This is a genomic window from Bartonella sp. AP58NXGY (assembly GCF_042195785.1).
GTDB lineage: Bacteria > Pseudomonadota > Alphaproteobacteria > Rhizobiales > Rhizobiaceae > Bartonella.
Genome location: NZ_JBHIOY010000001.1, coordinates 72497 through 87577 on the forward strand (window position 1 = coordinate 72497; position 15081 = coordinate 87577).

General features: G+C 38.6%; 12 protein-coding genes. 7 read left to right on the plus strand and 5 right to left on the minus strand.

Annotated elements, in window-relative coordinates; genetic code table 11:
- Positions 1–37: 37 nt before the first annotated feature.
- Positions 38–730, minus strand: a complete 693-nt coding sequence (locus ACFINC_RS00275) for a Tim44/TimA family putative adaptor protein (protein WP_375615594.1) — start codon at positions 728–730, stop codon at positions 38–40.
- A gap of 173 nt (positions 731–903) precedes the next feature.
- Between ACFINC_RS00275 and ACFINC_RS00280 the strand changes: the two genes are divergently transcribed.
- Both ACFINC_RS00280 and secB read left to right on the plus strand, forming a co-directional pair.
- Positions 904–1398: an FxsA family protein gene (locus ACFINC_RS00280; protein ID WP_375615595.1), complete on the plus strand. Its 495-nt coding sequence runs from the start codon at positions 904–906 to the stop codon at positions 1396–1398.
- Between the two features lie 142 nt (positions 1399–1540).
- Positions 1541–2017: a protein-export chaperone SecB gene (gene secB, locus ACFINC_RS00285; RefSeq protein ID WP_375615596.1), complete on the plus strand. Its 477-nt coding sequence runs from the start codon at positions 1541–1543 to the stop codon at positions 2015–2017.
- Between the two features lie 66 nt (positions 2018–2083).
- On the opposite strand, the gene ACFINC_RS00290 is transcribed toward secB, so the two are convergent.
- Positions 2084–4384, minus strand: coding sequence for an NADP-dependent malic enzyme (locus ACFINC_RS00290; RefSeq protein ID WP_375615597.1), 2301 nt, complete (start codon positions 4382–4384; stop codon positions 2084–2086).
- A 196-nt stretch (positions 4385–4580) separates the two neighbouring features.
- Between ACFINC_RS00290 and mutS the strand changes: the two genes are divergently transcribed.
- Positions 4581–7325, plus strand: a complete 2745-nt coding sequence (gene mutS / locus ACFINC_RS00295) for a DNA mismatch repair protein MutS (protein WP_375615598.1) — start codon at positions 4581–4583, stop codon at positions 7323–7325.
- Positions 7326–8716: 1391 nt separating this feature from the next.
- Here the strand turns inward: mutS and ilvD are convergent.
- From ilvD to ACFINC_RS00310, 3 genes are all read right to left on the minus strand, one after another.
- Entirely contained in the window at positions 8717–10555 is a 1839-nt protein-coding gene (ilvD, locus tag ACFINC_RS00300) for a dihydroxy-acid dehydratase (protein WP_375615599.1), read from the minus strand.
- 979 nt (positions 10556–11534) lie between these two features.
- Positions 11535–11786, minus strand: a complete 252-nt coding sequence (locus tag ACFINC_RS00305; protein ID WP_375606172.1) for a DUF1150 family protein — start codon at positions 11784–11786, stop codon at positions 11535–11537.
- A gap of 26 nt (positions 11787–11812) precedes the next feature.
- Positions 11813–12244 (minus strand): Hsp20 family protein, encoded by a 432-nt coding sequence (locus ACFINC_RS00310; protein WP_375615600.1) that lies wholly within the window; start codon positions 12242–12244, stop codon positions 11813–11815.
- 122 nt (positions 12245–12366) lie between these two features.
- On the opposite strand from ACFINC_RS00310, the gene nth reads away from it, so the two are divergent.
- The 4 genes from nth (at position 12367) to pheS (ending at position 15076) form a co-directional block, all read left to right on the plus strand.
- Complete coding sequence (gene nth, locus ACFINC_RS00315) at positions 12367–13107, plus strand: endonuclease III (protein WP_375615601.1); 741 nt, start codon at positions 12367–12369, stop codon at positions 13105–13107.
- A gap of 153 nt (positions 13108–13260) precedes the next feature.
- On the plus strand, positions 13261–13464 hold the full coding sequence (gene rpmI, locus ACFINC_RS00320; RefSeq protein ID WP_183193590.1) for a 50S ribosomal protein L35: 204 nt from the start codon (positions 13261–13263) through the stop codon (positions 13462–13464).
- A gap of 33 nt (positions 13465–13497) precedes the next feature.
- Positions 13498–13899, plus strand: a complete 402-nt coding sequence (gene rplT, locus ACFINC_RS00325) for a 50S ribosomal protein L20 (RefSeq protein ID WP_012754515.1) — start codon at positions 13498–13500, stop codon at positions 13897–13899.
- Positions 13900–13993: 94 nt separating this feature from the next.
- On the plus strand, positions 13994–15076 hold the full coding sequence (gene pheS / locus ACFINC_RS00330; RefSeq protein ID WP_375615602.1) for a phenylalanine--tRNA ligase subunit alpha: 1083 nt from the start codon (positions 13994–13996) through the stop codon (positions 15074–15076).
- Positions 15077–15081: the final 5 nt, after the last annotated feature.

The following is a 15081-nucleotide window of genomic DNA, read 5'->3' on the forward strand; positions in this document are numbered from 1 at the left end:
ATCATTGAATGCTTATGGAAGAAAAACTAAAAATACTTTAATTTTCATCTTCTGTAGCAAAAAGCTTCCAGTTTGGATCTGATGATAAGCTACTGCGAACAAAAGTCCAAATATCCCTAATCTCTACAATAGCATCAGGATCACCATCTATACGCTCGCCCTGTTCATTATAAGTAACAGAAATCATCTCACTGACAATACGTATCGTTAAAAGTTCGTCTTTTTCTTGTATTGCCGCCGCGACAAACTCAATCTTATTAATTCCAACAAAAGTAAACTCTATTCTTTCTTTGTTTTTTTCTCGTTGCTCAATAGCCGTACAAAAGCTCTCAAAAACACCCTGACAAAGCAAGCTTTTAAGTTGATTGCGATCACCTTTGGCAAAAGCTGTTACAATCATTTCATACGCAATTTGTGCACCTTTTATAAAAAGTTGAGGAGAAAAATGAGGATCAATTTTATGCAATTCCCGCAAATTTTTATTTAAAATACTCCCCTCCGGTGAAATTTTATCAATTTCACTAAAGTCGTCTTTTTGTGAATTTTTCTGATGAGGGAACGAAACAATATTATCAGCCGTTTCTGCTTCACCTTGTTTTTTAGAACGTCGTGAATAAGGATCAAAGGGTGGCTTTTCAAACCCAATTCGTTTCCCTAATACATTACGGAGTTGCACAAAAACAACAACCATAACAACAAGAGCTATGACAAGTATAACGTCAAATTCCATAGGCGCTATCAATCTCCAAAGCTTAAGTCTCTAATAAACATTGCAGTCAATACCATTTATCAATAAATATGTAAAATAAGGAATCCTATCATTCAAATATTTTTATAGATTTTATATTTAAACGGAGTGCTCTTAAGAATTTCTCCCCTACTCACCCAGAAGGAAATTTTCATGTGATAAAACTTTATTCTATAAATCCTCGTTTTTTTGTTGTTATTTTTCTTTGCATTCTTTTAATCGAGATCGCTAGTTTTATCTTTGTTGGTCAAGAAATTGGTATTTTGGCAACTTTGAGTTTGGTTATTCTCACAACCATAGTTGGGGTTGTTTTATTGCGAATTCAAGGGATTAGCCTTTTAAAAAACATACAAACTGAACTTATCCAAGGACGCACGTTAGAAAATAATATTATTAATGATGCTTTCATTATGTTCAGTGCGATTTTACTTATTCTTCCTGGCTTTGTAACTGATCTTTTGGGAATATTACTTCTTATTAAACCAATTCGCTCTGTTGCTTGGCATTTCTTTTTATCATTAAAAAACAAAATGAATCAAAGTACTAAAAGAAAAAATAACTCTGAAAAAATAATTGACCTTAACGCAGAAGATTATAAAATTCATGATACGACAGAATCTCCATGGCGCAAAAATGATGATAACCATTAAAATGCTTAAAAGATCTGTAACGAACTAAAAAAATATTCAAGATAAAGAGTGCATTCCTTGCAACCTTCTGTAAGGCGTGATAACCAGTTCAACCTTTAGATCTAAAATAAATGTACATATTATAATGAGAGAGGTTTGTAGCATGGCCGAAGGTGAAATGAACAACAGTGGTGGAGAGACGATTTTTGCTGTATTAACTCAATATTTAAAAGATTTCTCATTCGAGAATCCAGGCGCTCCTCATTCATTGCGTGCGCGTGAAAAATCACCACAAATTGATATCAACATCAATGTCAATGCCAACCCAATTGGTGATGACAATTATGATGTCGTTTTGTCTCTCTCCGTCAAAGCTAATGATGATACTGAAATCTTATTTCATGTAGAGCTGATTTACGGTGGTGTTTTTCACCTTAAAAATATTCCACAAGAACATGTTATGCCTCTGGTCTTTATTGAATGTCCCCGTCTTTTATTTCCATTTGCTCGCCAAATTATATCTGATGCTACTCAAAATGGTGGTTTTCCACCTTTGTGGATTGATCCTATTGATTTTGCAGCACTCTTCCAAAAGCGTCTTGCTGAAGAACAAAAAGACAGTCAAATACAGCCCTCTTAAAAAGTTTATTCTTTTGCTATCAAAAAGCCCCTTGATATATATTGGTATATTAGGGGCTTTTTTCCTTTAGACGGCTTTTGCGGCATGATAAGCCGCAAGCATTGCAATATTGACAACATCTGTATCGCTTCCACTAAATGGTACAATTTGGACAGATTTTTCCAATCCAATTAAAATAGGACCAATGATGGTTGCTTCACCAAGTTCTTGTAACATTTTGCTGGCAATGGAAGACGCGTGATATCCAGGCATAACTAAAATATTAGCAGTCTCTGTTAATCCCATAAATGGGTATTGCTGCATCAATTTGGAATTGAGCGCCACATCAGCGCTTATTTCTCCATCAAACTCAAAATCAACCTTGCGTTCGTGCAAAATATTAATCGCATCCTGAATTTGCTGCGTCGTCTGCCCTTTCATGTAGCCAAACGTAGAAAATGCTAAAAATGCTACCCGTGGTTGATACCCAAATCCACGTACAAATGAAGCTGTTTGTTCCGCTATATCAGCAAATTCTTCAGCATTAGGATTTTCATAAACAGCTGTATCGGCAATAAACACAGTTCGGCCACGGCAAATGGCCATTGAAATACCAATCAATCGTTCTTTTGGTTTTTCATCAATTGCCCGACGTATATCGATCAACGCTGTTTCATAATTGCGTGTCACCCCTGTAACCATTGCATCAGCATCTCCTAGTGCCACCATACACGCAGCAAAATAATTGCGATCATTATTGATACGACGATGACAATCACGCAATAGCCAGCCTTGACGCTGCATCTTTTTATAAAGATAATTCGCATAAGCATCTGTACGGCAAGAAAGCTTGGCATTTATAATAGAAATACCTTCACGCTCCAAATCAATTCCAGCGATAACTGCTGCTTCTCTTATTTGCTCTTCCCGACCAACCAAAATCGCTTGTCCTAATTTTTGATGAACATAAGAAACGGCTGCCCGCATAACTTGTTCTTCTTCACCTTCTGCAAAAACAATTTGTTTTGGCGCTTGACGAACATGGTTATAAACCCCACGCATTATCGAAGAAGTAGGATCACGCCTCGCATTCAAATCGCGCTCATAGGCCTCTAAGTCATCTATGTTCTTTTGTGCAACACCGCTTTCCATTGCTGCTTTTGCTACCGCTATTGAAACAACTGTGAACAAACGCGGATCAAAAGGAACGGGAATGATATAATTAGGACCAAATTTTAATCGCTTTCCACGATAAGCTTCTGCAACGCTGTCAGGTACTTCCTCATGCGCTAAATCGGCAAGAGCCCTTGCCGCAGCAATCTTCATGTCTTCATTAATAACTGTTGCACGCACATCAAGCGCACCACGAAATATATAAGGAAAACAGAGAACATTATTAATCTGATTTGGATAATCGGAACGCCCTGTTGCAACAATAGCATCATGACGCACTTGCATAACCTCTTCCGGCGTAATTTCTGGATCGGGATTGGCCATAGCAAAAATGATCGGCTGCGGCGCCATGGATTTTACCATTTCAGGGGTAAGGGCACCTTTAGCAGAAACCCCGAAAAATATATCTGCTCCTTCCATTGCTTCCATAAGCGTACGTTTATCCGTTCGAATAGCATGCGCAGATTTCCACTGATTCATTCCCTCTTTACGACCTTCATAGACCACACCCTTTGTATCACATAATATGATATTTTCAGAACGAAAGCCCATTGCTTTAATCAGTTCAATACAAGCAATCCCAGCAGAACCAGCACCATTACAGACTAACCGCGTATTTTGCATATCGCGCCCTGTTAAAGTCAAAGCATTGAGAACACCCGCAGCAACAATAATCGCTGTACCATGTTGATCATCGTGAAAAACAGGAATATTCATCACCTCGCGTAGGCGGCTTTCAATCATAAAGCACTCAGGTGCCTTAATATCTTCAAGATTGATTCCACCAAAAGAAGGTTCTAAATGACGCACCAAATTGATAAAACTTTCCGTATCATTTATATCAATTTCTAAATCAATGGAATCAATATCCGCAAAACGCTTAAACAGCACTGCTTTGCCTTCCATGACCGGTTTAGAGGCAAGAGCACCTAAATTGCCTAACCCTAAAATAGCTGTACCATTTGAAATAACAGCAACAAGATTGCCTTTTGCTGTATAATCGTAAGCGAGTGCTGGATTTTGAGCAATTGCCTTAACTGGAACCGCAACACCTGGTGAATAAGCAAGTGCTAAATCATGTTGTGTTGCCATAGACTTTGTTGCAACAATCTCAAGCTTTCCTGGTCGACCACGACTATGAAAATCAAGAGCTTCTCGCTCACTAGCACTATAAATCACTTGAGGTGTTTTTTGATCCTGCTCGCTTTTTTTCATCTCACTTTATTTTCTCCAAAAACAGTGTAAATTTTGCTTGATAATGCGTATAGTCATTAAATTTGATTCATATGTTAGAAACCGCTATTCTTGCCTTAGCAAATCTGATGATACGTTGCAATTTAGAGATAAATAAATATCGAAGTAAACAAAAAAAGACTAAAAGCTTCACTGAAAGGGAACAGGCCACATAAAAATGGATAAAAAAAACAACGATAAAAATAATTTAATTCCACAGCCTGCCTCCTCATCTGCTTCCTCTCAAGAACGTCTTACACCTATGATGGAGCAGTACATAGAAATCAAAGCCATCAATCACGATTCCCTTCTCTTTTACAGAATGGGGGATTTTTATGAATTATTTTTTAATGATGCAATTGAAGCTGCTCAGGCTTTAGGAATCACACTCACGGCACGCGGAAAACATTTAGGACAAGATATTCCTATGTGCGGTGTTCCCGTTCATGCTGCAGATGATTATTTACAAAAACTGATTGCTTGTGGTTACCGAGTTGCTGTTTGTGAACAAATAGAAGATCCTGCTGAAGCAAAAAAACGTGGCTCAAAATCTGTTGTTCGGCGTGATGTTGTTCGTCTTGTAACACCTGGAACAATAACAGAAGAAAAACTCCTTGATCCAACACGCGCAAATTATTTGATGACACTTTCCCGTATAAAAGCCAGTGATGGAGAGGAATTTGCTCTTTCTTGGATTGATATCTCAACAGGTATATTTCGTGTAACAGAAAGCCGCCAAGAAAAACTTTTGGCAGATATTATGCGTGTGGATCCACAAGAAATCATTGTTGCCGATTCATTTTTTCATGATAAATCTCACAAATCACTTTTTAGTGTTCTTGATCGTATCGTTTCACCTCAACCTGCTTGTCTCTTTGATGCACTCACCGCTGAACGTGATATTTGCAACTATTTTAAACTCTCAACTCTTGAGGGTGTTGCCGATTATTCACGTTCCGAACTCTCTGCAATTGTGGCGGCTATTCGTTATATCGAAAAAACACAAATCACGCATCGTCCTCCCCTCATGCAGCCTGAGCGCCAAAATGAAAGTGCGACTCTTTTTATTGATGCTGCAACCAGATTAAGCCTTGAACTTATTCGTACGACATCAGGTCAACGGGATGGAAGTTTATTAAAAGCTATTGATCGCACTGTAACAGGAGGAGGGTCACGCCTTCTTATTGACCGCCTTATTGCTCCCCTCACCACTCCTTCAGCGATTGATACGCGTTTGGATTCTATCGATTTTTTTCTACGTAATCCTTCTCTTGCAGAAGCGATAAAGCTTATTTTAAAAGGGGGACCAGATATGCCCCGCGCCGTTTCACGTTTGGCTCTTGGACGAGGAGGACCCCGTGATATGGCGACAATCCAACGCGGTTTTGAAATCATTCGTGAACTGCATCAACTCCTTAATAATGAGCTCCTACCTCAAGAAATAAGTGATGTACAGCAGATATTCTCAAACTTACCCACAGCTTTATACATTCATTTAGAGCAAGCATTAGCTGATGATCTCCCACTGCTTAAACGTGATGGGGGATTTATTCGTTCCAATTATCATAAAGAACTCGATGAAATGCGGGCTTTACGTGACGAATCTCGCCGCGTTATCGCTGAACTTCAAGCGCAATATGCCCAAGAAACAGATATTAAGACACTTAAAATAAAGCATAATAATATTCTAGGCTATTTCATTGAAGTAACCAGTACACAAGCATCTGCTCTCACAAATAATCCACAGGCTAAAGCACGTTTTATTCATCGCCAAACAATGGCAAACGCTATGCGTTTTACAACAACAGAGCTTGCTGACCTTGAAAGCCGTATTGCCCATGCTGCCAACCATGCATTGACGCTTGAATTAGAAATCTTTGATATTCTCGTTCAGGAAATTACCGAACAAGTTGACTTTATTCGTAAAGCCTCTGAAGCACTTGCCATTTTAGATGTCTCTGTCGCTCTAGCACATCTTGCTGAAGAACAAGGATATTGCCGCCCTAAAATTGATCATTCACTGACCTTTCATATTACAGCAGGACGCCACCCTGTCGTCGAGCAAGCACTCCGAAAACAAGCCGCAGAACCCTTTATTGCCAATAATTGTGATCTCTCTGTACAAAAAAATCAACAGTATGCAGCAATCTGGCTTTTAACTGGACCTAATATGGGAGGAAAATCAACTTTTTTGCGGCAAAATGCTCTCATTGCTATTATGGCACAAATGGGGTCCTTTGTTCCAGCAACTTCAGCGCATATTGGCGTCGTTGATCGTCTGTTTAGCCGTGTTGGTGCTTCCGATGATCTTGCACGAGGGCGCTCAACCTTTATGATGGAAATGGTTGAAACAGCAACGATTCTCAACCATGCAAGTCACCACTCCCTTGTTATTCTTGATGAAATAGGACGTGGAACATCAACCTTTGATGGACTATCTATTGCTTGGGCAGCCGTTGAATATCTCCATGAAGTTAACCATTGTCGTGCTATTCTTGCTACCCATTTTCATGAAATGACTGCGCTTACCGAAAAACTTGATAGACTGCATAATGTAACCATGAAAGTCAAAAATTGGGATGGTGATGTGGTTTTCCTTCATGAAGTCATACCAGGAGCTGCTGACCGTTCCTATGGTGTACAAGTTGCAAAGCTTGCTGGACTTCCCCCAGCCGTTATTACACGAGCGACAGATGTCCTCCATCAACTAGAACAAGGTGAAATGGCTGGAAAAGGGCATAAACTCATTGATGATTTACCCCTCTTTTCTCTTAAAGCAACATCTCCTGTCAATGAAGAAAGAAACAAACATTGTGTTCTTCACGAAGCTTTAAAAAATATCCATCCTGATGAACTCTCTCCTAAGCAAGCTTTAGAAACAATTTACCACCTCAAACAGCTTGAAGAGAGTACCCCCCTATAGAAAACAGATGTTATTTTTTATTAAATAAGCTTTCTTAATAGGAAATAAAGTGTCCTTTTTTGATATGTTTTGGTACAAATATTTGTTTACCTTATTCCTATTGCTTTTCTACGCAATATATTTTGATAAGTAGAATGCATCTAGAGGAAAAATCCTATGCATTATATTTCATATTTCCTTAGATCAATCTTGGCGCTTATACAAAAAATTGATCCACATCGATTCTTTTTACAAGACACTCATTTTTTGCAACGATTATCTTGAATTCTCCTCCACCTTGCCAACATGCATGTTTAATGAATTACGCTTTTTCACGCCCAATATTATCTTACTCATAGCAACAGCTTGGGTTTAAAGCTGTCTGTGTGTATCATACTACCCCTTTTTGCATGATAAATTCACGTGCACTAGATTACGCCTTTTCTTTATATTTTAAATGATAAAGAACTCTTTTACTGTTTCCACATGAATCATATAATTAAGTATATCAATGATATCCTAGTTGCATTTTATTTTCCTAAAAAAAGCTTTTGAAATCCTTCCCAACCTTAAACGACGAAGATTTCTACTCGAATTTGATCTGTAAACAGTCCCAACTCTAGCGGCTTCCTCTTAAGCTTCCCACTCATGTAATTAACTTACACAAGGACTTGACAAACAAGCCTAAGAATATTCACAACACACGTTAAAAACACTTAAATGTTGAAAGCTTTCTTATATCCCGCGCCTCAATGACAGTGTTTTATAACCCAACAAAATAATATCACCAGTACAATAAATATCTTTCATAAGATGAGTAATAAGAGATTATAACCTTGCATAAAACTAGAATATGATATGAAAAGCGCTTGATACGACCTCACCTGTCTTACACAACTACTAAAAAAATCCGCAGCAGCTTTTATAAATTTTATGCATCGCCTTTTAATCATACTTACGATAATTCAAAATATCCTGATAAGCTCATAAACTTATCCGCTTAGAATATCGTACAAAAGATACCAAAAAATCTCTTAGAGGACACTCTTTCTTTTATAAATCAATACATTGATTTATAATTAAAGTTTAGCGTTATTCAACTTGAATTAGCCCCCCCTAAATATCGTAATAATATTCTTTCATTTCAAACCTGTTTATCTTAAACCAATCAAAATCACTTGCTTGCACATCACAAGCGGGATGAGTGTGTGGGAAAAACTATAATACAAATGCCTCTTATGAATCCCAAGGATTGTAGCAACATCCATGAGCTGGCAAATGTGTGATGGTGCCGGCTTGCTTCTTCTCAAGCGTAAAGATGGGGAATCTACCATTATACCATTCACGGATGCCATCATAAAATGAACTTGGGAGCATTGAGAGATGTCTCTTAAAACGCATCCTTTATCTCATCAAATATTACGAACTGCACCCTTTGAAGCAGATGTGGTCATCGCTGCATAAGCTTTGAGAGCCTTTGAAATTTTACGCTGACGCTTCTCAACCGGTTGCCAAGCACCTTTTCCCTTTGCTTCCATCTTAGCACGACGCTGCTTCATTTCAATGTCATCAACCAATATATGAATGCTACGATTTGGAATATCAATTTCTATGATATCCCCCTCTTCTACCAACGCAATTTCTCCTCCTTCAGCAGCTTCTGGTGAAATATGTCCTATCGAGAGCCCTGAGCTCCCCCCTGAAAAACGTCCATCCGTAACAAGTGCACAAACCTTACCCAATCCTTTAGATTTGAGATAACTCGTTGGATAAAGCATTTCTTGCATTCCAGGTCCACCACGAGGACCTTCATAACGGATTAAAACAATTTCACCTGTTTTAATCTTATCCGTTAATATAGCTGAAACAGCTGAATCTTGGCTTTCAAAAATTCTTGCTGGACCTTTAAAGGTTAAAATTGACTGATCAACACCTGCTGTCTTTACAATACAGCCATCTTTTGCAAGATTTCCATAAAGAACTGCCAATCCTCCATCTTGTGAATAAGCATGTTTCCTATCGCGAATCACACCTTTTTCACGATCAAGATCAAGAGTCTCATAGCGACTAGATTGGCTAAAAGCGGTTTGGGTTGGAATGCCACCTGGAGCAGCACGATAAAATGCACGAACTGTTGGTTCATTGGTTTGTTTTACATCCCAACGGTACAGAGCTTCTTTCATTGTTTTTGCGTGAACCGTATAAGTTGACGTATCAATGAGTCCCGCCGCATCCAATTCGCCTAAAAGCCCCATAATACCACCGGCACGATGAACATCTTCCATATGCACATTCGCAACAGCAGGAGCAACCTTGCATAAAACAGGAACACGACGTGAAAGATGATCAATATCCGTCATGGTAAAATCCACCTCACCTTCTTGCGCCGCTGCTAAAAGATGCAGTACTGTATTGGTTGATCCTCCCATGGCAATATCAACGGTCATTGCATTTTCAAAAGCCTTGCGTGAAGCAATAGAGCGTGGCAAAACTGTTTCATCATCTTCTTCATAATAACGCTTGACCAATGTAACAATCTGTTTTCCAGCTTCTTCAAAAAGCATCCGTCGATCTGCATGTGTTGCTAGCATTGATCCATTTCCGGGAAGCGAAAGCCCCAATGCTTCCGTTAAACAATTCATAGAGTTGGCCGTAAACATTCCTGAACAAGAACCACATGTAGGACAAGCAGCGCGCTCCATTTCAGCAACTTCTTCTTCTGAATTCTGTTCTGAAGCTGCTGCGACCATGGCATCAACCAAATCAACCATTAGATCTTGATCTTTCCATTTAATCTTACCTGCTTCCATAGGACCGCCTGAAACAAAGATTGTTGGAATATTCAACCGTAAAGCAGCCATTAACATACCAGGCGTAATTTTGTCACAATTAGAAATACAAACAAGTGCATCCGCACAATGTGCATTAACCATATACTCTACAGAATCAGCAATAATTTCGCGTGAAGGCAAAGAATAAAGCATTCCATCATGCCCCATCGCAATTCCATCATCTACAGCAATAGTGTTAAACTCTTTCGCAACACCACCAGCAACGGCTATCTGTTGTGCAACCAATTGCCCAAGATCCTTTAAATGGACATGTCCTGGTACAAATTGTGTAAAAGAATTCGCAATCGCAATAATGGGTTTACCAAAATCTGCATCTTTCATCCCTGTTGCACGCCAAAGACCGCGGGCTCCTGCCATATTACGCCCGTGAGTCGATATTCTTGAACGGTAAGAAGGCATTATTTTTTTCCCCTCAAATAATTCCATTTTTCTTGTTGTGCTGTAACTTCATTATAAAAACAAGAGCTTTAATATTCAAAAGAGAAAAATACCTTGGACTGAGGCATTTGAAGCACAAAATTAAAAGATTTGCATAAACTTCCTCATAAAGCTTTTGTTTTTTCTATTCCTTATCAATCAACATCCCATCCCTGCGTAACTCTATGTTTGAGAAAAATGTCAAGACGATTCAGTGTAGTATGAACTGTTCTAGATTTTTGTATGCCAGATTTGATGGCTATATTGCGTATATCTATTTGCGTAATTTCTGAAACAAAAAGACAATCTAATTTGGAAAAAATATAAAGATCTAATAGTTAAAACCTATCATCTCCTTACAATTCAGCTCTACACCTTTCAAAAGCTTCCATAGTAATATCTTTTAAATAATGATGAGCCGCTGTCTCATGCTTTTGTTTTTCACACTCTTCAATAGAGTTAGCCCCTTAGGAAAAACAGAACGCCCCAAACAAATACACTTGTATAGCCTTTATGTACTCATTTTAAAGAGACATCTTTCAATGCACTCGAGCCCATTTCACGATAGCGCCTATGAATGGTATAACAGCCCCCGTGAATAATATAAATCTATAAGGGACATCTTCACACTTATGAAGAAGAAAACTGACACCATCATACATTTTTTCATCCCCAATGTTGCGAAATCCTTGGCAATTAAGACAATTAAAAAGAGATATTTTTATCCCTTTCTTCAAGTGTTTTTATCCACATGGCTCTCCCTGCTTATGACATCAAGCAAGTGACTTTAATTGTTTCAATATAAGAAGATCTCAAATGAGAGGACCTTATGATATTCGGGATTCTCATTCCAGTCATAACAAATTAATTATGAATATAAATCAATGTCTTATATCATTATACCCTTTATGAGAAAAACGAATAGAATTTATAAAGGACTTCGTTTTCCTCGTAAGGAAATCTAGTGCAGAGTTACAATTTGTAGTTCATGCTCATTGGCTCCAGCAAGAGCGATAGAGCGTTCATCGGATAAAATGATAGGATAACCTGTTTCACCAAAGAGAGCCCATATGGTAATGCCTGGGGTCATTGGTGGAAGATCTGGAAAGTTTTTAGCCAAGTCATCTGTACAAACTTTTTTTAAATAGGCAATCTGTCCCGCATCAGAGTAGGCTGTGTTCTGAAACGATAAGTTTTGTTTATGTTCTCCCATTTCACGGTTCCTTTACGCCTTAACTTTTATGACTCACCACTACTGACTTTAATTGGAATCTGTTTTATTTCTTTTTTTAATCTTGGTTGATACAGATTAATTGATAAAAGACCATTTTTCAACTCGGCATTTGCGACGTGCATCCCTTCCGCAAGAATAAAGATCCGCTGGAATTGTCGCGCTGCTATACCGCGATATAAATATTGATGACTTTGGTTGTCTGTTTGTTTACCATGAATAACCAATTGATTATCATCGAGCAAAATATTAAGATGATTAATCTTAAATCCAGCAACAGCCAAAGTTATCCGGATATGATTTGCATCATCGTTTTTATGTAAACGTTCAATGTTATAGGCTGGGTAAGCTTCATCAGCTTTACCGATACGTTGCAATGTTTTTTCTACGGTTTCAAATCCTAAAAGAAAAGGATTGGAGAAAGGCGTCACATGTGTCATTCATGAGTATCCTCTTTGAAAAGCGGCGTTACTTGACCAAACTCTATACAAAGTGTTCGCTGCATTCCTCTCATATGGCGAGCGTAAATGATAACTTCAAGAGAGAAGATTAAGAGAGTTCAATGACTCAACGTACCATAAAATTATCAAAAGCGCGAAATTTATCTGGTATATTATATAATAAAGATGAAATTGCAGAAATATTTCGCCGTTTTTCTGTGCAACGCCCAGCGCCTAAGAGTGATCTTATCTATACAAATATTTTTACGCTTTTGGTGGCAGTTGTACTTTCAGCTCAAGCGACAGATGTAAGCGTTAATAAAGCGACAAAAGAATTATTTCGCCTTGCTGATCAACCGGAAAAAATGGTTGCATTAGGGGAAGAAGAAATAGCACTTCATATCCGTTCAATTGGTCTTTGGCGAGCAAAAGCACGCAATGTTTATGCACTTTGCAACTGTTTAATTAATCAATATGGCGGTCAAGTCCCTGATACGCGTGAAGCACTTATGTCCCTCCCTGGAGTGGGACGAAAAACGGCTAATGTTGTTTTGAATATTGCTTTTGGTCAACCTACATTGGCAGTAGATACACATATTTTTCGCTTAAGCAATCGTCTTGGTTTAGCGCCTGGCAAAACACCAGAGATTGTCGAAGAAAAATTATTAAAGATTATACCGATCTATTATCTTCGTCATGCGCATCATTGGTTAATTTTACATGGACGCTATATTTGTCAAGCACGTCAAGCAAAATGTGCGCAATGCATTATTGCCGATTTATGTAAAGCCGCAAGTAAAACAAATGCTATCCCAGCACCTCTGGTTGAAATTCAAGGTAATGGCGCTCCGATTTTTTTGTAATACAGTCTTGCTATTTTGTGTATACTAGCTTATGAGAACATTTTTGGAACCGCCCGGCAGGGCATGCCGTGGCTGTTTAAATGCTTGTTCAAGCGTTGGTCCGCTTGAGTGAATAGATGTTTGATTGAATAAACTAATGTATGGAGTAGCAAAATGCCCAAAATGAAGACCAAATCATCCGCTAAAAAGCGGTTTAAAATCACTGCGTCAGGCAAAATTAAAGTAGCAGCTGCTGGTAAGCGCCACGGCATGATTAAGCGTTCGAATAAATTTATTCGCGATGCACGTGGAACAATGGTTTTGTGTGAACAAGATGCTAAAAAAGTCATTCAGCATTATTTGCCGAATGGTATTTAAACCTTGCGCTTTTGATTTTGAGGAGATTATAACATGGCACGTGTGAAAAGAGGTGTGACAGCACACGCTAAGCACAAAAAAGTTCTTAAACAAGCTGAAGGCTTTTATGGTCGACGTAAAAATACCATTCGTGCAGCTAAAGCAGCGGTTGATCGTTCAAAGCAATACGCTTATCGTGATCGCAAAAATAGAAAGCGTACTTTCCGTGCTTTGTGGATTCAGAGAATTAATGCGGCTGTTCGTGCAGAAGGTTTAACTTATGGACGTTTTATTGATGGCTTATCAAAAGCTGGTATTGAAGTTGATCGTAAGGTTCTTTCAGACATAGCAATCCACGAGGCGGAAGCATTTTCTGCTTTAGTTGCTTCGGCAAAAAAAGCTTTAGAATATTTAAAAGATACGACACCTAATGCTTTCGAAGGCGCTGTCAAATAAGCCAGTCGTGTTCTCTTAAAGCATTCATTTATTCGAGGTCCCGTGCTGGCTATTGCGAGTGCGGGTTTTTCTTTATTAAAAAATAGGCAAAAATATGAACGATATTGAGCGTTTGGAACAAGAAATTTGTTTAGCCTTAGAAGCTGCAAGTGATGAACAGGCACTTGAAACAGTGCGTATTGCAGCATTGGGGAAAAAGGGGAGCATCTCTGAAAAATTAAAAGAATTAGGAAAAATGGAGGCTAGCGAGCGTCATAAAGTTGGACCTGTTCTTAATGGATTAAAAAATCGTATTTTAGAGTTATGGGCGCAAAAGCGTGATCTTCTAAAAAGACAAGCAATGGATGCTCGTCTTTCTCGTGAAACGGTGGATGTTACCTTACCTGTTCGTTCTTCTCCTATAGAACGGGGGCGTATTCATCCTATTTCACAGGTGATTGAGGAAATTATTGCCATTTATACAACGTTGGGTTTTTCTCTTGCAGAAGGTCCAGATATTGAAACAGACTATTATAATTTTACAGCATTAAATTTTCCTGAAGGGCATCCAGCGCGTGAAATGCATGATACATTCTTTTTTGATGTTGATAAAATGGGAGAGAGAAAATTATTGCGGACCCATACATCACCTGTACAAATTCGCACACTAGAAAAACAAAAAGCACCGATACGGATCATTATTCCTGGAAAAACTTACCGCATGGATTCGGATGCAACGCATTCTCCCATGTTCCATCAGGTCGAGGGTCTTGTCATTGATAAAACCTCCACCATTGCCCATATGATGTGGCTACATGAAACCTTTTGTAAAGAATTTTTTGAAGTTCCCTCTGTAAAAATGCGTTTTCGTCCCTCTTTTTTCCCTTTTACCGAGCCATCTATGGAAGTGGATATTCAATGTGATCGTTCTGGTTCAGAAGTAAAGTTCGGAGAAGGACAGGATTGGTTGGAAATTTTAGGATGCGGAATGGTGCATCCTCATGTGTTGAAAAATGTTGGTTTAGATCCCGATGAATATCAAGGCTTTGCATGGGGAATGGGCATTGATCGTATTGCCATGTTGAAATACGGTATGCCTGATTTACGGGCTTTTTTTGATGCTGATCTGCGTTGGTTAGACCATTATGGCTTTCGTTGCTGTGATATGCCTGCTTTTTTTCCTAATAGAAATGTGTGATCTTA